Source organism: Streptomyces sp. C1-1 (assembly GCF_050214755.1).
In the GTDB taxonomy this organism is placed as follows: domain Bacteria; phylum Actinomycetota; class Actinomycetes; order Streptomycetales; family Streptomycetaceae; genus Streptomyces.
The window spans coordinates 2,121,399-2,138,731 of record NZ_CP189826.1; the positions used below are offsets into that span (position 1 = coordinate 2,121,399).

Below are 17,333 nucleotides of genomic sequence, written 5' to 3' on the forward strand. Positions count from 1 at the left end.
CGGGGCCCGGCGATCCGTCCTGGCGTTTACGTCCAGGCGCGGGTGGACTACTTGCCCGTGAACTTCTCGTACTCCTTGAGGACCTCTTCGGTCGGTCCGTCCATGCGCAGCTCGCCGCGCTCCAGCCACAGCACGCGGTCGCAGGTGTCGCGGATCGACTTGTTGTTGTGACTGACCAGAAACACCGTGCCCGCCTCCTTGCGCAGCTCACGGATGCGTTCCTCGGAGCGCTTCTGGAACTTGCGGTCACCGGTGGCCAGCGCCTCGTCGATCATGAGGACGTCGTGGTCCTTGGCGGCGGCGATGGAGAAGCGCAGCCGGGCCGCCATGCCGGAGGAGTAGGTGCGCATCGGCAGCGTGATGAAGTCGCCCTTCTCGTTGATGCCGGAGAAGTCGACGATCGACTGGTAGCGCTCCTTGATCTCCTCACGGGACATCCCCATGGCGAGACCGCCCAGGATGACGTTGCGCTCGCCCGTCAGGTCGTTCATCAGGGCCGCGTTCACGCCCAGCAGGGACGGCTGGCCGTTGGTGTAGACCTTGCCGCTCTCGGCGGGCAGCAGGCCGGCGATGGCGCGCAGCAGGGTCGACTTGCCGGAGCCGTTGGAGCCGATCAGACCGATGGCCTCGCCGCGGTAGGAGACGAAGGACACGCCCTTGACGGCGTGCACCTTGCGCACCCCGCGCGCCGTGTCGTCGGAGCCCCGCTTGACGATGCGGCTGAGCGCGGCGGTGGCGCTGCCCTTGCCGGTCTTCGCCCCGTGGACGCGGTAGACGATGTGCAGCTCGTCCGCGATGACGGTGGGGACGGCGTCCCCGGTGTTCTGCTCAGCCACGGCCGTACCGCTCCTCTGCCTTCCAGAAGTACACGAAGCCACCGACGAAGACGACGAAGGACCAGAACAGGGCGACGGCCCACACGTGCGGGGGCAGGTTCGAGGCGCCGTAGCCGTCGATGAGGGCGAAGCGCATCAGGTCCATGTAGATGGCCGCCGGGTTCAGCTGCATCACGCGGATGAAGGCCTCGGAGCGGCCTGCCAGCATGTGGTTGATCGAGAACATGACGCCGGACATGTACATCCAGGTGCGCAGGATGAACGGCATCAGCTGGGCGAGGTCGGGCGTCTTGGAGCCCATGCGGGCCACGATCAGCGCGAGCCCGGTGTTGAAGAGGAACTGCAGCACCAGGATCGGCAGGATCAGCAGCCAGGACAGGCCGGGGTAGCTGCCGAACGCGATCACGATGACGAACAGCACGATCATCGAGAACAGCAGCTGCTGGAGCTGCTGCAGCGCGAAGGAGATGGGCAGTGAGGCCCGCGGGAAGTGCAGGGCGCGCACCAGGCCGAGGTTGCCTGAGATCGCGCGCACACCCGTCATGATCGAGCTCTGCGTGAACGTGAAGACGAACACGCCGGTCACCAGGAACGGGATGTAGACGTCCTGCGGCAGGCCCCGGCTGGCGTGCAGGATGACGCCGAAGATGAAGTAGTACACGGCCGCGTTCAGCAGCGGTGTGGCCACCTGCCACAGCTGGCCGAGCTTGGCCTGGCTGTACTGGGCGGTCAGCTTCGCCTGCGAGAAGGCGAGGATGAAGTGACGCCGGTCCCAGAGCTGGCGGACGTACTCGACGAGGGAGGGCCGGGCGCCGCTCACGGTCAGCCCGTACTTGGTGGCGAGCTGTGCCGCCGTAAGGCCCTCGTCTGGCGGCGGGAACGCGCTCAGCGCGACCGTGCCGTCGTGCGTTGTCTCACTCACTGGTGGAAACCTTCGTCTTCGTGATGCGCAGCCTGTGCGGGCATGGCATGGAACCTGGGGCCCTTGGTGGGGCCGAGGGGTCACAGGAACGAGCTTGTCAGATCACAGGGGGCCGGCCCAGTCGGGTCAGCCGCCACACGGTACGCCACTTCATGGGCCTGCGCGGCCCGCACGCGGTGGTCCAGCCTTCCCGGAACCCGCCGAACCACGCCTTCAGGGCGGGCCGCGAGGGGCGGCGGACGAGGGTGAGCAGCAACCAGACCCCGAGGTAGACCGGGACCAGGGGCGCGGGGAGGTTGCGGCGGGCCAGCCAGACACGGTTGCGGGCGACCATGCGGTGGTAGACCGCGTGCCGCGAGGGCGCGGTCGTGGGGTGGAACAGCACCATGTCGGACCGGTAGTCGATCATCCAGCCCGCGTCGAGGGCCCGCCATGCCAGGTCGGTTTCCTCGTGCGCGTAGAAGAATTCGTCCGGCAGGCAGCCGACTTCGGCGAAGACCTGGGTGCGTACGGCGTTGGCGCCGCCGAGGAAGGTGGTGACCCGGGACGAGCGCATCGGGTCCTTGGCGTTGAGGCGCGGCACGTGGCGGCGCTGGGTGACGCCGGTGTCCGGGTCGGCGATGCGGAAGCTGATGATGCCGAGCCGGGGGTCGGCCTCGAAGGCCCGGCGGCACAGCTCGGCGGTGTCGTGGTTCGCCAGCAGGCCGTCGTCGTCGAGGAACATCAATATGTCGACGTCGCGGCCGCTGGGGCCGAAGGCCTCGATGCCGACGTTGCGGCCGCCTGGGATGCCGAGGTTCTCTGGCAGCTCGATCGTGCGGACGCCCTCGGGGACGTCCGGGACGGGCGAGCCGTTGCCGACCACGACCACCTCGACGCGGTCGCCGTCCTGCTTGGCGACCGAGTCGAGCAGGGCGCGGAGCTCGTCGGGGCGGTTGCCCATGGTGATGATCACCGCACCGACCTTCATGCCGCTCACTTCAGCCTGCTGGAGGCGAGGATGGACACGAGGTGCAGGAGGGTCTGCAGCAGGGCGATGCCGGCCAGGACGGCCACGCCGAGCCGGGTGAAGAACAGGTCGCCGCGCGCCTGGTCGGCGATCGCCAGCACCAGGATCAGCAGGGACGCCTCGATGCCGAGGATGAGCCGGTGGAACTTCAGCATCGCCGCGGCCCTGCGTGCCACGGCCATGCCGGAGGAGCGCATCTCGGCGGCGGCCTCCTGCACCGGGGGCTTGCCCGCCTGGTGCCGGGCGACGCCGACCAGGTCGGTCTCGGCCTTGATCAGGATCGCGCCGAGCGCGGCGAGGGTGCCGAGGAACGCCCACAGCCAGTCGACACGGCCGCTGCCCCACACGTCGGCGGCGCGCAGGCCGAAGCCGACGAGCACGGCGGCGTCGGTGAGGTAGGCGCCGACCCGGTCCAGGTAGACGCCGTTGAGCGAGTACTGCTTCTTCCAGCGCGCGATCTCGCCGTCGACGCAGTCCAGGAGCAGGTACATCTGGACGCAGACGACGCCGAGCACGGCGCCCGGGATCCCCGGCACGAGCAGTGCCGGGGCCGCGAGCACGCCGAAGACGGTCATCAGGTACGTGAGCTGGTTGGGCGTGACCCTGGTGTTCACCAGGTAGCGGTCGACCCGCAGGGACACCTCACGCATGTAGAGGCGTCCCATCCAGTGCTCACCGCTGCGCCGGTCCTTCACCCCCGCGGGGTGGACGACCGGACGGAGTTCAGCTACCGATGGCCTTGACATAGTCGGCGTAGATGTCCTTGATCTGGTCGGGCTTGAGGTCGAGGTGTTCGAGGATCGTGTAGCGGCCGGGCCTGGTCTCCGGGGCGAACGCCACGGCACGGACGAACTCGTCCGCCGTGAAGCCGATCTCCTCCGGCAGCACCGGAAGCCCGTGCCTGCGCAGCACCTCGGCCATGTAGACCGACTCCTCGTGGGCGCCGCGCAGGTACATCGCGAAGGCGGCACCGAGGCCGCACTGCTCGCCGTGGCTCGCGGCGCGCTTGGGGTAGAGCAGGTCGAAGGCGTGGTTGATCTCGTGGCAGGAGCCCGAGGCGGGACGCGAGTCGCCGGAGATCGACATCGCGACGCCGGTGAGGACCAGCGCCTCGGCGAGCACCTGGAGGAAGTCGCTGTCCCCGATGCCACCCGGGTGCCGCAGCACCGCCTCGCCCGCCTGACGGGCCATGGCGGAGGCGAGACCGTCGATCTTCTCGCCGGTGACGCGGTTGGAGAGCTCCCAGTCCGCGATCGAGTTGATGTTGGAGATCGCGTCGCCGATGCCCGCCCGCACGAACCGCGCCGGTGCCTCACGGATGACGTCCAGGTCGATGACGACGGCGATCGGGTTCGGCACGCCGTACGAGCCGCGGCCCGCGTCGTTGTCGAGGGTGGCGACCGGCGAGCACAGGCCGTCGTGCGCGAGGTTCGTCGGTACGGCGACCAGAGGCAGGCCGACGCGTGCCGCGGCGAACTTGGCACAGTCGATGATCTTGCCGCCGCCGAGGCCCACGACCGCGTCGTAGTGGCCGGCCTTTATCTCGCCGGCCAGCCGTACGGCGTCGTCGAGGGTGCCGCCGCCGACCTCGTACCAGGTGGCGCCGGGCAGCGTCGGTTCCAACCGGGCCCGCAGCCGGGCGCCGGAGCCGCCGCTGACGGCGACGGCGAGCCGGCCCGAGGTCGAGATGCGCTCGTCGGCGAGCACACCCGCGAGGTCGTCGAGGGCACCCGGGCGGATGTCCACGACGAGCGGCGAGGGAATCAGCCGGGTCAGTAGTGGCATGCGATCTCCCGTCCCCGGGCGAGATCGTCGTGGTTGTCGATCTCGACCCAGTCGACGTCGCCGATCGGCGCCACGTCGATGCGGAAGCCGCGGTTCACAAGCTCCTGGTACCCGTGCTCGTAGAACTGCTGCGGGTCGGTCTCCCAGACCGCCTTCAGGGCGTCGGCCAGCTCGGGGGCGGCGTCGCCCTCGATGAGCGTCACGCCGATGTACTCGCCGGTGGCCTCGGCCGGGTCCATCAGCTTGGTGATCTTCGTCATGCCCTTCGCGGGGTCGACGACGACCTTCATCTCCTCGTCGGCGAGGTGCTTGACCGTGTCCAGGGCGAGGATGATGCGACGGCCCTCGCCGCGGGCGGCGAGCAGCGTCTTCTCGACGGAGACCGGGTGGACGGTGTCGCCGTTGGCGAGGATCACGCCGTCCTTGAGGGCGTCACGGCCGCACCACAGGGAGTAGGCGTTGTTCCACTCCTCGGCCTTGTCGTTGTCGATGAGGGTGAGCTTGAGGCCGTACTTCGCCTCCAGCGCCGCCTTGCGCTCGTACACGGCCTCCTTGCGGTAGCCGACGATGACCGCGACCTCGGTCAGCCCGATCTCGGCGAAGTTGCCGAGGGTCAGGTCCAGAACCGTGGGTTCACCCTCTATGCCCGCGGGCCCCACCGGCACCAGCGCCTTGGGAAGGCTGTCGGTGTAGGGGCGCAGACGCCGTCCGGCGCCGGCCGCCAGCACGAGGCCGATCATGCGGGTTCTCCTTCATCGTGTACGGCGGGGGCCCCGGAGGACACCCAGAAGCGGATGCTCTCGACGAGCACCACCAGGGCGACGGCCACGGCGAGGACCGTGAGCGCGACCTTGAACTGCGAAGCGGTGAGCGCGGCGGCCAGGACGGTGACGAGCAGCGTCCGTCCTTCATGCCCCCCGATGGCCCGCGTCAGCCAGGCCGGGGGCGCTCCGGCGTCGCCGCGGATGCGGTACACCGTGTCGTAGTGATGGTAGGCGACGGCCGCCACCAGGCCGAAAGCCGCTGGAAGGGCCCCGTTCACGTCCGCGTCGGCCGCCAGGATCAGGACGGTGCCGTATTCGGCGGCGCGGAACAGCGGGGGGATCAGCCAGTCGAGGGGGCCCTTGAGGGGGCGAGCGACGGCGACGGCGGCCAGCAGGGTGTAGCCGATCGCCCCCGTCACGGTCTGCCAGCCGGCGCCCCAGAGCGCTGCGGCGCCCGCCACGAGGAGGCCTCCGACGGCAGCGCTCACGGGCGCCGTGAAGCGGACCCGTCCGCGCGACACCCGCGTCAGCAGCTCGACGAGCGGCCCGCTGTCCGCCAGGTCCGCCAGCGCCTGCGCCGCCCGGTCGGTGCGCTGTGCCTTGCGGGTCAGCGAGCGCAGGACGCGGCCCGCCGTCGTGTACGTCGCGGCGAACGCGCAGCCGACGAGCAGGACGTAGAAGGTGATCCGGGGCGTGGTGACCGCCGTGAGCACCGCGATCATCGCCCAGCGCTCGCCGATCGGCAGCACGATCATGCGCCGTACCCACACCGTCCAGCCGACGCTGTCCAGTTTGTCCGAAAGGGCCGCGGTGGGGCTGGTGTTGGCCGTCGCGTCGTGGTTGGCCTCGTTGAAGGAGAAGTCGACGACGTGCCGGCAGGTCTGCAGGACCATCGCGCCGAGGGCCAGCGCCCATACGTCGTCGCCGCCACGGGCCGCTCCGAGCGCGAGGCCCGCGTAGTACGCGTACTCCTTGGCCCGGTCGAAGGTGGCGTCCAGCCAGGCGCCCAGCGTGGAGTACTGCAGCGAGTAGCGGGCCAACTGGCCGTCGGTGCAGTCCAGTACGAAGGAAGCGATCAGCAGGACGCCGGCGGCCACGAAGCCGATCCGGGTGCCGGTGGCCGCGCAGCCCGCCGCGATCAGCGCGGTGAGCAGGGAGGCGGTGGTGACCTGGTTGGGGGTCAGACCGCGGCGGGCGCACCAGCGGGCGATGTAGCGGGAGTAGGGGCTGATGAAGAACGTGGTGAAGAAGCCGTCGCGGGACTTCACGGCGGACTTCAGGCGTACGGCCTCGTCGTCGACGTCGGCGACGGCCTGCCGTGCCTCGTTGCGGGCCTGCGGGTCGGCGGGGACGGCGGCGACCAGGCTGCCGAGTTCGGGGTGGTGCACGCCGGCGCCGTCCGCGTCCAGGACGGCGACGATGCGGTCGGCCAGGCTGTCCACGGCGAGCGCCGTACCGCCGCCGAGGGAGTTCTCCCGGGCCATCGCGCGGGTCAGCGCCTGCCGGCCGGCCGGTTGCGCGGTGACCGCGCCCGGGATCGCGGCGAGGTCGAAGCGCGGGTCGGTGAGGCCGAGGCGCAGGGCGTGCGGGTGGCCGACGAAGCGCGGGTCGACGACGGCGACCCGCGCGCCGCCGGGCACCTGGGCGAGCAGGGTCTCGGCGTCTGCGGCGTCGGAGGCGATCCGGACCTCGAAGCCGAGGGACCGCAGATCGCCCTCGATCGACGATCCGGGGACCGGCTGACCGGTGAGGATGGCGGTCGACAACCGAACTCACTCCCTGGGTGCCGACGCGCGGGCGCCGGTCATGTGCACGGTGGGGGCGCCCCTTGGCTGCACCAGGCGGGCGGCATGTCGGCAGAGGCTATCGGATGCCCGGAGAGCGCCGTTCACCGCCCGTTCACGGGCCGATCAACACCGTCTCCACCGGCCTTTGCCGCGATCATCATCGGTGATGCGGGGGCCCGCCCACAAACCGCGCGGGGCAGATCAGGCATCCCGGGACATTGGGGATCGCCCGCCGGTGCCGACATAGGGTGGACGACCATGACATGGCTGATCACAGGCGGAGCGGGATACATCGGGGCCCATGTGGCGCGGCTCATGGCCGACGCCGGGGAAGGGGTCGTCGCGCTGGACGACCTCTCGACCGGGTTCCCCGAGCGGCTGCCGGCCGCCGTGCCGCTCGTCGAGGGTTCGGCGTACGACGGGCAGCTGCTGAAGCGGGTGTTCGCCGAGTACGACGTGACGGGCGTCGTCCATCTCGCCGCGCGCAAGCAGGTCGCCGAGTCGGTGGCGCAGCCCACCCGTTACTACCGGGAGAACGTGGGCGGTCTCGCGACCCTGCTGGAGGCGGTTGCCGGGGCCGGGATCGGACGGTTCCTGTTCTCCTCCTCGGCGGCGGTGTACGGCAACCCCGACGTCGACCTGATCACGGAGACCACGCCCTGCCTGCCGGTGAACCCGTACGGCGAGACCAAGCTGGCCGACGAGTGGCTGGTCCGGGCGGCCGGGCGGGCGCACGGCATCGCGACGGTGTGCCTGCGCTACTTCAACGTGGCGGGCGCGGGCGCGCCCGAGCTGGCCGACACGGGCGTGTTCAACATCGTCCCGATGGTCTTCGACCGGCTCACCCGCGGCGAGGCCCCGAGGATCTTCGGCGACGACTATCCGACGCCGGACGGCACCTGCGTGCGGGACTACATCCATGTCGCCGACCTGGCCGAGGCCCATCTCGCGGCGGCGCGGACGCTGGACGCGCGCGCGGGCGGCGACCTGACGGTCAACATCGGCCGGGGCGAGGGCGTCTCCGTACGCGAACTGATCACGGTCATCGGCGAGGTGACCGGCGACCGCCGCGCGCCGGTCGTGGAGGGGCGCCGTCCCGGGGACGCGCCGCGCGCTGTCGCCTCCGCCGCGCGGGCCGCCGAGGAGCTCGGCTGGACGGCCCGGCGCGGGGTGCGGGAGATGGTCGAGTCGGCCTGGCAGGGCTGGCTGCGCTCCCACTCCGGATGAACTCGGGCGGGCACGCCGGGCACGAGGCGAAACGGTGCCGTCGAGGCCGGTGGGACGCCCCGGGGGCGGAATGCAGCGATCCGGCGCGCGTGAGCGTCCTTGGAGTGCACAGCCCCGCCCGGACGGTTCCCCGTCGACCGCGCCGGGCACGATCAACCACCGGGCCCCTTCCGGCGTCCGACCGGTGTACGGCCGTGGTCCGCGCCGCGCGCGGGACATGCGGTCGCGCCGCGAAGTGCCGGGAGTGCCGGATTCGTGCGGCACACTTGGGGCGCGAAGACCGATGCGAAGGATGGGTATGCCGATCACACCTGCCACCGCGACGCACAGTCCGTCGAACGGCACCTCAGACGCGATTCTGCTGGAACTGGTCGACGAGGACGGCGTCACGATCGGCACCGCGGAGAAGCTCGCCGCCCACCAGCCGCCGGGCCGGCTGCACCGGGCCTTCTCCGTCTTCCTCTTCGACGAGCACGGCCGGCTGCTGCTGCAGCAGCGGGCCCTGGGCAAGTACCACTCCCCCGGTGTGTGGTCCAACACCTGCTGCGGCCACCCCTACCCCGGCGAGGCACCCTTCGCGGCGGCGGCAAGACGGACGTTCGAAGAGCTGGGCGTCTCGCCGTCGCTGCTCGCCGAGGCGGGCACGGTCCGCTACAACCACCCGGACCCGGACTCGGGCCTGGTGGAGCAGGAGTACAACCACCTCTTCGTCGGCATGGTGCAGTCCCCGCTGCGGCCCGACCCGGAGGAGGTCGGCGCGACCGCCTTCGTGACCCCCGCCGAGCTCGCCGAGCGGCACGGGAAGGACACCTTCTCGGCCTGGTTCATGACCGTGCTGGACGCCGCCCGTCCGGCGGTCCGGGAGCTGACGGGCCCGTCGGCCGGGTGGTGAGCGTCACGGCACGCGCACGGGTTTGAGCGGCAGGGCGGCCCAGATCACCTTGCCGCCGCTCGCCGTGTGCGCGACGTCGCACACCCCGCCCGCCTCCCGGGTGACCTCGGCGACGAGGAGCAGCCCCCGGCCGCCCTCGCCCCCGTGGTCGGCCTCCAGGGCGGTGGGGCGGTAGGGGTGGTTGTCCTCCACGGACACCCGCACCCACTCGGCGCCGACGGCGACCTCCACGGCGAGCATCGGCGACAGCAGCGCCGCGTGCTTGACCGCGTTCGTGGCCAGCTCCGAGACGATCAGCAGCAGGCCGTGCACCAGGTCGTCGGAGACGGGCACGCCCTGGCGGTACAGCAGGTCCCGTACGGCGTGCCGCGCCTGCGGGACCGAGGCGTCGACGGCGGGAGCGGTGAACCGCCAGACGCCTTCGTACGGCAGCGGATCCGGCGGCCCGGGATCGAGGGGGTCCTGCCCCTCGTCCTCTGGGCGCGAGCCTGACCCGCGCCCGTGGTTGTCCATCGTCCGGTCGCCACCCTTGCGCTCGATTGTCACCACACGTCGAGTGTTGGTAACGGCCCGCCGCCACCCGGATGACTGAACAGAAGTCAGCGAGTATCGAGCACTTGTGACCCCTTTTTGTGCGATATGAGTTCACCCGCGACCGTCCCGGTCGGACGTGGCGGTTAGCATCCGGCCCATGGAGTCCCAGCTGCTGCACGGCGTGACCGACGCGGTCGCCACCGTCGTCATCCACCATCCGGCCAAGCGCAACGCCATGACGGCCGCGATGTGGGCGGCCCTGCCGCCGCTGCTCGACGACCTCGCCGCGGACCCGGACGTGCGGGCCCTGGTGCTGACCGGGGAGGGCGGGACGTTCTGCGCCGGCGCCGACATCTCCACCCTGCGCGAATCGCCGGAGGAGGCGCAGGGGCTGGCGGTGCGGGCCGAGGAGGCGCTGGCCGCCTTCCCCAAGCCGACACTGGCCGCGATCCGGGGGCACTGCGTGGGCGGCGGGTCGCAGCTGGCCGCGGCCTGTGATCTGCGGTTCGCCGAGGAGGGCGCGCTGTTCGGGGTGACGCCGGCGAAGCTCGGCATCGTCTACCCGGCCTCCTCCACCCGCCGTCTGGTGTCGCTGGTGGGACCGGCCGCCGCCAAGTACCTGCTGTTCTCCGGCGAGTTGATCGACGCCGGGCGGGCGCTGCGCACCGGCCTGGTGGACGAGGTGCTGCCCGAGGGCGAACTCACCAAGCGCGTAGCGGAGTTCACCCGGATCCTGGTGTCCCGCTCCCAGCTCACCCAGGCCGCCGCCAAGGAGTTCGCCGACGGCCGCACCGACCGGGACGCCCACTGGACGGAGCAGATGCGCGCCGGCGGGGACACCGCCGAGGGGGTCGCCGCCTTCCTGGAGCGCCGCCCGCCGCGGTTCACCTGGGCTCTTCCCGGCCGAGGATGAACCGGCTGCGCGAGCGCAGCAGCTCCACGACCTCCGCGGGCGCCTTCTCCGGGGCCCCCGCGTCGTAGGGCGGCCGCGGGTCGTACTCGATGCCCAGCTGTACGGCCTGGGCCACGAAGTCGCCGGAGATCCGTCCCACCAGGGCGAGCCCCATGTCGATGCCCGACGACACCCCGGCGGCGGTGACGTACTTGCCGTCGGTCACGACCCGCTCCCCCGTCGGCTCGGCGCCGAACCGCTTCAGCTCGTCGAGGGCCAGCCAGTGCGAGGTGGCCCGGCGGCCCTGAAGCAGGCCCGCGGCGGCCAGCAGCAGGGAGCCGGTGCACACCGACGTCGTCCAGGTGCTGGTGACGTCCGCGGCGCGGATCCAGCCGAGCAGCGCCTCGTTGTCCATCTGCCCGCTCTGCCCGGGGCCGCCGGGCACGACCACCACGTCGGGGCGCGGTACTTCGGCCAGGGTGCGGTCGGCGGTGAGCGCCAGGGCGGCACTGTCGGTGCGGACGGGGCCGGTGCGTTCGGCGACGAACACGGTCTCGGAGTCGGGCAGCCGGCCCAGTGTCTCGTACGGCCCCACGGCGTCGAGAGCGGTGAAGCCGTCGTAGAGGACGATCGCGATCTGCATGGTTCCCCCTTGGCGGGTCGGTTCGGTGGGTTCGGTGAGTGGTCAGTGGGCGGGCGCGGGGCGGAATCTGCGCCGGTACTCGGCGGGCGCGGTGCCGAGGGTCCGGACGAAGGCGCGGCGCATCGCCTCCGGAGTGCCGTAGCCGCAGGTGCGGGAGATCTCCTCGACGCCGTCCGCGGTGTCCTCCAGCAGGCGCCGGGCGTGCTCGAGGCGGACGCGGTCGACGTAGCGGCCGGGCGTCATGCCGGTCTCGGTCTGGAAGGCGCGGGCGAAGTGGCGGGGCGAGAGGCGGGCGCGGGCGGCCAGCGCCTCGACCGACAGATCGGCTCCCGGGTGCTCGCTGATCCACTGCTGGACCTCGCGCAGCGGCTCGCGCCGGGCGGTCTGTGCGGTGAGCTGGGCGCTGAACTGGGCCTGGTTCCCGGGACGTCGCAGGAAGACCACCAGGTGCCGGGCGACGGACAGGGCGATGTCCCGGCCCGTGTCCTCCTCGACGAGCGCGAGCGCGAGGTCGATGCCGGAGGTGACGCCGGCCGAGGTGGCGAGGTTCCCGTCGCGGACGTAGATGGGGTCCGGGTCGACCTCCACGGACGGGTGGTCGCGGGCGAGCCGGGCGCACACCGACCAGTGGCTGGTGACCCGGCGGCCGTCCAGCAGGCCCGCCTCGGCGAGCAGCAGCGCGCCGCTGCACACGGAGACCAGCCGTTCGGCCCGGGGGCCGTGCTCGCGCAGCCAGTCCACCAGGCCCGGATCGGGCCGCCTGGTGCCCTCGCCGCCCGGGACCAGCAGGGTGTGCGCGGACGGCGCGTCGGCGAAGGAGTGGTCGGGGACGAGGGTGAGGCCGCTGGAGGTGCGCGCCGGCCCGCCGTCCGCGGTCACGGTGCGGATCCGGTAGGTCCCCGGGCGGTGCCGCTCGGCGCCGTTGAAGACCTCCACCGGGCCCGAGACGTCGAGGCTCTGCACGTCGTCGAAGAGGACGACCAGCACGGTTCGCATGTCCTCCATCCTTGGCGCCCCACGTGATGGCCGCAATGACGAGCACCCCACCTTTCCTGCCATGCCGAGGTGGAATCCGCGCACGCCGGGGTACCCGGACGCTCCCGGTCGTCGCGGCCGGGAGAGGAAAGGGGAAGTTCCGTGTTCCGTGCGATAGCCGACGTACTGCGCCAGATCGGTGGCGCGATCGCCACCGTCGTGACGCTGCCCTTCCGGGCCCTGGCCCGGCTCTTCGGCGGAGCCTCCGGTTCCGCACGCGGTCACCGGACCTGACTCCCGCGCGTCCCGGCCCGCCGAGGCCGCCCTGATCCCCGAGTGTCGGTGCCACCTGCCACAATTGCCGCGCAACCTCAGTGAGAAGGCGGTACGGGATCGTGACCACACCCGGGTCCCTGGCAGCAGGGTCCATCGAAGGCAGGATCGCCGAGGAGCTCGGCGTACGGGAGCGGCAGGTCAGGGCTGCCGTGGAGCTGCTCGACGGCGGTTCGACGGTGCCCTTCATCGCCCGCTACCGCAAGGAAGCGACCGAGATGCTCGACGACGCGCAGCTGCGCACGCTCGAGGAGCGGCTGCGCTACCTGCGGGAGCTGGAGGAGCGGCGGACCGCGATCCTCGACTCGGTGCGCGAGCAGGGCAAGCTCACCGAGGAACTGGAGGCGCGGATCCGGGGCGCGGAGACCAAGGCCCGCCTGGAGGACATCTACCTGCCGTTCAAACCGAAGCGGCGCACCAAGGCGCAGATCGCGCGTGAGGCGGGCCTGGAGCCGCTGGCCGAGGGGCTGTTGAGCGACCCGACGGTCGAGCCCCTCGCCGCGGCGGCCGCGTTCGTCGACGCCGACAAGGGGGTCGCCGACCCGCAGGCCGCCCTCGACGGCGCCCGGGCGATCCTGACCGAGCGGTTCGCGGAGGACGCCGACCTCATCGGCGAGCTGCGCGAGCGCATGTGGGTGCGCGGGCGGCTCGCCGCCAAGGTGCGCGACGGCAAGGAGGAGGCGGGCGCCAAGTTCGCCGACTACTTCGACTTCACCGAGCCGTTCACCGAGCTGCCCTCGCACCGTGTCCTCGCGATGCTGCGCGGCGAGAAGGAGGAGGTCCTCGACCTCGTCCTGGAGCCGGAGGAGCCGACCGACGGGCCCTCCTCGTACGAGGGGATCGTCGCGTCCAGGTTCGCGATCGCCGACCGGGGCCGGCCCGCCGACAAGTGGCTGACGGACACGGTCCGTTGGGCCTGGCGCACCCGCATCCTCGTCCACCTCGGCATCGATCTCAGGCTGCGGCTGCGGACGGCCGCCGAGGACGACGCCGTCCAGGTGTTCGCCGCCAACCTGCGCGACCTGCTGCTCGCCGCCCCGGCCGGCACGCGCGCCACGCTGGGCCTCGACCCCGGGTTCCGCACGGGCGTCAAGGTCGCCGTGGTCGACGCGACCGGCAAGGTGGTCGCGACGGACGTCATCCACCCGCACGTACCGGCCAACAAGTGGGACGAGGCCATCGCCAAGCTGGCCCGGCTGGCCAAGGAGCACGCCGTCGAGCTGATCGCGATCGGCAACGGCACGGCGTCCCGCGAGACCGACAAGCTCGCCGGTGAACTCATCACCAAGCACCCCGAGTTGAAGCTCACCAAGGTGATGGTCTCCGAGGCCGGGGCCTCCGTGTACTCGGCGTCCGCGTTCGCCTCCCAGGAGCTGCCCGACATGGACGTGTCGCTGCGCGGCGCCGTGTCGATCGCGCGCCGGCTGCAGGACCCGCTCGCCGAGCTGGTGAAGATCGACCCCAAGTCGATCGGTGTCGGCCAGTACCAGCACGACCTGTCCGAGGTGAAGCTGTCGCGCTCGCTGGACGCGGTGGTGGAGGACTGTGTGAACGGCGTGGGTGTCGACGTCAACACGGCCTCGGCGCCGCTGCTCGCGCGGGTCTCCGGCATCACCTCCGGCCTCGCCGAGAACATCGTCGCGCACCGCGACTCCAACGGGCCGTTCACGTCCCGTACGGAGCTGAAGAAGGTGGCCCGGCTCGGCCCCAAGGCGTACGAGCAGTGCGCGGGCTTCCTGCGCATCCGCGGCGGCCACGACCCGCTCGACGCCTCCAGCGTGCACCCGGAGGCGTACCCGGTCGTGCGGCGCATGGTGAAGACCTCTGGGCAGGAGGTCGCGTCCCTCATCGGCAACACGGGCGTGCTGCGCTCGCTGCGGCCGGACGACTTCGTGGACGAGACGTTCGGACTGCCGACCGTCACCGACATCCTCAAGGAGCTGGAGAAGCCGGGGCGCGACCCTCGGCCCGCGTTCAAGACGGCCACCTTCAAGGAGGGCGTCGAGAAGATCTCCGACCTCGCCTCGGGGATGGTCCTGGAGGGCGTGGTCACCAACGTGGCCGCGTTCGGGGCGTTCGTGGACGTCGGTGTGCACCAGGACGGCCTGGTGCACGTCTCGGCGATGTCGAAGACGTTCGTCAAGGACCCGCGGGACGTGGTGAAGCCCGGCGACATCGTCAAGGTGAAGGTGCTGGACGTCGACATCCCGCGCAAGCGGATCTCGCTGACGCTGCGGCTCGACGACGAGGCCGCGCCGCAGGATCAGCAGGGCGGCGGCGAGCGCCGGCAGCGCGGCGGGCGTCCGCCTCAGCCGCGGCAACAGCAGCAGCGGCAACAGCAGCAGCGCCAGGGCGGCGGCGGGCGTCAGGGCGGCGGCGGGCGCCAGGCCACGCCTCCGGCCAACAGCGCGATGGCCGACGCCCTGCGGCGGGCCGGGCTGCTGGACCAGAAGAAGCGCTGACCGCGGCGGGCCGGGGCCGGGCGGCTCCGGCCCGCGTCCGGACGCGGACGGGCGGCGATGGGGCCGGACGGGTCAGTGGACATGCCCGTAGACCAACGCCTGGGTTCCCACGCGGGCGCACGCCTCCTGGGCCACGTCCCGCGCCTCGGTCGCCTCGGTGTGCCGGCCCGCGGACTCCAGGGCGAGGGCCAGGTTGGCTGCCGTCATCCCGGTCGCGTACCAGTTGTCGTCCTGCCGGCGGACCTGCAGCGACTTCTCCAGCACCGTGATCGCCTCGGTGGTCTCACCCACCGTGTACAGGGCCCAGCCCAGGCTGTTGAGGGAGTCGCCGTAGTAGATGCGGTCACGCCGGCGGTGGAGGTCGCAGGCGAGACGGAAGGCGGCGGCCGCCTCGGCGGGCCGGCCCACCTCGTCCAGGACCAGTCCGATGTTGTGCTGGGCACGGCCCTCGTTCCAGCGGTCGCCGAGAGCCTGGAACCGGTCCCGGGCCCGCCGGTGGATGGCCAACGACCGCTCCAGGTCGCCGGACCTGCGGTACGCCAGGCCCAGGTTGTTCCAGGCCATGCCCTCGCCCGTGGGGTCCGCCACGCGGGCGAAGAGCAGGGCGGCGCGGGTCAGCGGCTCCACCGCCTCGGCGGGCCGCCCTCCGCGGGACAGGGCGTTGCCGAGGTGGTTGCAGGCGGCGGCCTCGGCGCGCTCGTCGCCCAGTTCGTGCGCGAGGGACCGTGCCGTACGGCCGACGGCGATCCAGTCCTCGTAGAAGCGGCGCCAGCGCAGGTATCCGGCCAGGTGCAGGCCCAGGGCCAGCCGCGTCTCCGCGTCCTGCCGGTCCGGCGCCTGCACGACGGCCACCAGGTTCGCGTGCTCGCTGTCGAACCAGGCCAGGGCGGCGTTGCGGCGGGCGGTGGCGGCCGGGGACGGATCGTGCACCGGGGCGGGGAAGTTGCGGTCGGCGAGCGCGGCCAGCCTGCACAGGTGGCGCCGCGCCCGGGTGCGCGCGCCGGCCGCCTCGGCCGCGAGGCGCGGGTCGGACTCCCCGAGGGCGCCGGCGTAGCTGCGGACGAGGTCGTGGATGCTCCAGCGGTCCCGGGGCGGGTCGCCGGGCTGCTCCCGGGTCACCAGATGGGCCCAGGCGAGGTCGGCGAGCAGGTCCAGGGCGGCCGCGCGCGGCAGTGCGGCGATCTCGGCCGCGGTGTCGGTGTCGTAGTCCGCGCACGGCACCTGTGCCAGCAGGCACAGGGCCCGGATGCGGTCGGCGGGCAGCCGGCGCAGACAGGCCTCGAAGACCGGTGCCAGGGCCAGTGGTCTGCCGTACTGGTCGACGCCCCGGCTGCGCAGCGCGTCGGTGCGGGACGTCGACGAGCGGAGTTCCGCGAGCAGGGACCCCATGCCGGCGCTCGACCCGCGGTGGCGCAGCACGGCGGCGGCTATCTGCAGGGCCAGCGGCATGTGGCCGCACAGTCCGGTCAGTTCGCGCAGGGACGCGGCGTCCCTCGGGGACCGGCCGTCCTCCGGTTCCCGCAGGCTCAGCGCCTTGGTGACCAGGTCGGCGGAGTCCCGCGGGCACAGCGGACCGAGCGACAGCTCCCGGGCCGGCAGCGAAGGATGCGACTCCCGTGAGGTGAAGAGCACGCGGTGCTCCGCGCTGCCCGGCAGCAGCGGCGGGAGCTGGCCGGGGTCGCAGACGTTGTCGAACAGCAGCAGGACCCTTCGCCCCTGGTCGGCGAGGGTGGTCAGGCGGCTGCGGTACAGGGCGTGCTGGTCGATCTCGTCCGAGGGCAGGTGCGCGCCGCCGACGCCGAGGGCGTACAGAAGGGAGGCGACGGCCTGCTCGGGGGTGAGGGGGTTCTCGTCGTAGCCGGCGAGGTCGAGGAAGAGGGTGCCGCCCGCGAACCAGCGGCTGCGCCGGGCGATGTGCGCGGCCTCCAGGGCGAGTGCCGTCTTGCCCATGCCCCCCAGTCCGGTCACGGCCCACAGGGCGGCCGCGTCGGTTTCGGGCGGCCCGTCGGGCGGCCGTAACCCGTCCAGGAGCGCCGACAGTTCGCGGTCACGGCCGGTGAACCCCGCGGGTGCGGCCGGCAGGGCGGACAGCACCGTCGGCTCGTACGGGGTGTGCTCGCACGCGGCGCCGACCGTGACGGGCCCATGGAAGTGACCGCCGCGGAGGTCGACGTGGTCCTGATACCTGACCGGTTCCCCCGACCGCTCCTGCCCTGCCTCCACCCGCCCCTCCCCCCGTGGTGGCCCGGACGGCGCCAAACGTCCGTGGCAT

The 17,333-nt window shown here is 72.2% G+C and carries 16 protein-coding genes; 5 read left to right on the top strand and 11 right to left on the bottom strand.

From position 1 onward, the window contains the following. Window positions 1-47: 47 nt before the first annotated feature. The 7 genes from ACQF4J_RS09745 to ACQF4J_RS09775 form a co-directional block, all read right to left on the bottom strand. The gene (locus tag ACQF4J_RS09745; RefSeq protein WP_351573310.1) at window positions 48-836 is read right to left on the bottom strand and encodes an ABC transporter ATP-binding protein; all 789 of its coding nucleotides are present in this window, start codon (window positions 834-836) and stop codon (window positions 48-50) included. Continuing rightward, window positions 829-1,758: an ABC transporter permease gene (locus tag ACQF4J_RS09750; protein ID WP_351573307.1), complete on the bottom strand. Its 930-nt coding sequence runs from the start codon at window positions 1,756-1,758 to the stop codon at window positions 829-831. The genes ACQF4J_RS09745 and ACQF4J_RS09750 overlap by 8 nt, the downstream gene beginning before the upstream one ends. A 97-nt stretch (window positions 1,759-1,855) precedes the next feature. After that, window positions 1,856-2,728, bottom strand: coding sequence for a glycosyltransferase family 2 protein (locus ACQF4J_RS09755; RefSeq protein ID WP_351573304.1), 873 nt, complete (start codon window positions 2,726-2,728; stop codon window positions 1,856-1,858). Between the two features lie 5 nt (window positions 2,729-2,733). Next, the gene (locus tag ACQF4J_RS09760) at window positions 2,734-3,513 is read right to left on the bottom strand and encodes a CDP-alcohol phosphatidyltransferase family protein (protein WP_351573301.1); all 780 of its coding nucleotides are present in this window, start codon (window positions 3,511-3,513) and stop codon (window positions 2,734-2,736) included. After that, window positions 3,491-4,552, bottom strand: a complete 1,062-nt coding sequence (locus tag ACQF4J_RS09765) for an iron-containing alcohol dehydrogenase family protein (protein ID WP_351573298.1) — start codon at window positions 4,550-4,552, stop codon at window positions 3,491-3,493. Before ACQF4J_RS09765 ends, ACQF4J_RS09760 begins: the two co-directional genes overlap by 23 nt. Further along, a complete protein-coding gene (locus ACQF4J_RS09770; RefSeq protein WP_351573295.1) occupies window positions 4,540-5,292 on the bottom strand; it encodes a phosphocholine cytidylyltransferase family protein in 753 nt (250 codons plus the stop codon). Before ACQF4J_RS09770 ends, ACQF4J_RS09765 begins: the two co-directional genes overlap by 13 nt. Beyond that, on the bottom strand, window positions 5,289-7,082 hold the full coding sequence (locus tag ACQF4J_RS09775) for a DUF5941 domain-containing protein (RefSeq protein ID WP_427165474.1): 1,794 nt from the start codon (window positions 7,080-7,082) through the stop codon (window positions 5,289-5,291). The genes ACQF4J_RS09770 and ACQF4J_RS09775 overlap by 4 nt, the downstream gene beginning before the upstream one ends. Before the next feature lie 279 nt (window positions 7,083-7,361). On the opposite strand from ACQF4J_RS09775, the gene galE reads away from it, so the two are divergent. Both galE and idi read left to right on the top strand, forming a co-directional pair. Then, window positions 7,362-8,330, top strand: a complete 969-nt coding sequence (gene galE / locus ACQF4J_RS09780; RefSeq protein WP_351573289.1) for a UDP-glucose 4-epimerase GalE — start codon at window positions 7,362-7,364, stop codon at window positions 8,328-8,330. A 298-nt stretch (window positions 8,331-8,628) separates the two neighbouring features. Beyond that, on the top strand, window positions 8,629-9,222 hold the full coding sequence (gene idi, locus ACQF4J_RS09785; RefSeq protein WP_351573286.1) for an isopentenyl-diphosphate Delta-isomerase: 594 nt from the start codon (window positions 8,629-8,631) through the stop codon (window positions 9,220-9,222). 3 nt (window positions 9,223-9,225) lie between these two features. Here the strand turns inward: idi and ACQF4J_RS09790 are convergent, their stop codons facing one another. Continuing rightward, the gene (locus ACQF4J_RS09790; protein ID WP_351804531.1) at window positions 9,226-9,735 is read right to left on the bottom strand and encodes an ATP-binding protein; all 510 of its coding nucleotides are present in this window, start codon (window positions 9,733-9,735) and stop codon (window positions 9,226-9,228) included. Between the two features lie 178 nt (window positions 9,736-9,913). Here ACQF4J_RS09790 and ACQF4J_RS09795 point away from each other — a divergent pair, with 178 nt between their 5' ends. Next, window positions 9,914-10,669 (top strand): enoyl-CoA hydratase/isomerase family protein, encoded by a 756-nt coding sequence (locus ACQF4J_RS09795; protein WP_351573283.1) that lies wholly within the window; start codon window positions 9,914-9,916, stop codon window positions 10,667-10,669. On the opposite strand, the gene ACQF4J_RS09800 is transcribed toward ACQF4J_RS09795, so the two are convergent. Beyond that, on the bottom strand, window positions 10,641-11,291 hold the full coding sequence (locus ACQF4J_RS09800) for a DJ-1/PfpI family protein (protein ID WP_351573280.1): 651 nt from the start codon (window positions 11,289-11,291) through the stop codon (window positions 10,641-10,643). The genes ACQF4J_RS09795 and ACQF4J_RS09800 overlap by 29 nt on opposite strands. Window positions 11,292-11,333: 42 nt before the next feature. Continuing rightward, the gene (locus tag ACQF4J_RS09805; RefSeq protein ID WP_351573271.1) at window positions 11,334-12,287 is read right to left on the bottom strand and encodes a GlxA family transcriptional regulator; all 954 of its coding nucleotides are present in this window, start codon (window positions 12,285-12,287) and stop codon (window positions 11,334-11,336) included. A 141-nt stretch (window positions 12,288-12,428) separates the two neighbouring features. Here ACQF4J_RS09805 and ACQF4J_RS09810 point away from each other — a divergent pair, with 141 nt between their 5' ends. Together ACQF4J_RS09810 and ACQF4J_RS09815 are read left to right on the top strand one after the other, a co-directional pair. Further along, window positions 12,429-12,560, top strand: coding sequence for an LPFR motif small protein (locus tag ACQF4J_RS09810; RefSeq protein ID WP_351804505.1), 132 nt, complete (start codon window positions 12,429-12,431; stop codon window positions 12,558-12,560). Window positions 12,561-12,661: 101 nt separating this feature from the next. Next, a complete protein-coding gene (locus ACQF4J_RS09815; RefSeq protein ID WP_351573265.1) occupies window positions 12,662-15,061 on the top strand; it encodes a Tex family protein in 2,400 nt (799 codons plus the stop codon). A 72-nt stretch (window positions 15,062-15,133) separates the two neighbouring features. Here the strand turns inward: ACQF4J_RS09815 and ACQF4J_RS09820 are convergent, their stop codons facing one another. Further along, complete coding sequence (locus tag ACQF4J_RS09820) at window positions 15,134-17,284, bottom strand: tetratricopeptide repeat protein (protein WP_427165475.1); 2,151 nt, start codon at window positions 17,282-17,284, stop codon at window positions 15,134-15,136. Window positions 17,285-17,333: the final 49 nt, after the last annotated feature.

Excerpts from the sequence above, each read along its gene's own strand:
- ACQF4J_RS09755 (WP_351573304.1), bottom strand. The coding sequence starts at position 2,728 with ATGAAGGTCGGTGCGGTGATCATCACCATGGGCAACCGCCCCGACGAG.
- ACQF4J_RS09760 (WP_351573301.1), bottom strand. The coding sequence starts at position 3,513 with ATGTCAAGGCCATCGGTAGCTGAACTCCGTCCGGTCGTCCACCCCGCG.
- ACQF4J_RS09765 (WP_351573298.1), bottom strand. The coding sequence starts at position 4,552 with ATGCCACTACTGACCCGGCTGATTCCCTCGCCGCTCGTCGTGGACATC.
- ACQF4J_RS09770 (WP_351573295.1), bottom strand. The coding sequence starts at position 5,292 with ATGATCGGCCTCGTGCTGGCGGCCGGCGCCGGACGGCGTCTGCGCCCC.
- galE (WP_351573289.1), top strand. The coding sequence starts at position 7,362 with ATGACATGGCTGATCACAGGCGGAGCGGGATACATCGGGGCCCATGTG.
- idi (WP_351573286.1), top strand. The coding sequence starts at position 8,629 with ATGCCGATCACACCTGCCACCGCGACGCACAGTCCGTCGAACGGCACC.
- ACQF4J_RS09790 (WP_351804531.1), bottom strand. The coding sequence starts at position 9,735 with ATGGACAACCACGGGCGCGGGTCAGGCTCGCGCCCAGAGGACGAGGGG.
- ACQF4J_RS09795 (WP_351573283.1), top strand. The coding sequence starts at position 9,914 with ATGGAGTCCCAGCTGCTGCACGGCGTGACCGACGCGGTCGCCACCGTC.
- ACQF4J_RS09800 (WP_351573280.1), bottom strand. The coding sequence starts at position 11,291 with ATGCAGATCGCGATCGTCCTCTACGACGGCTTCACCGCTCTCGACGCC.
- ACQF4J_RS09805 (WP_351573271.1), bottom strand. The coding sequence starts at position 12,287 with ATGCGAACCGTGCTGGTCGTCCTCTTCGACGACGTGCAGAGCCTCGAC.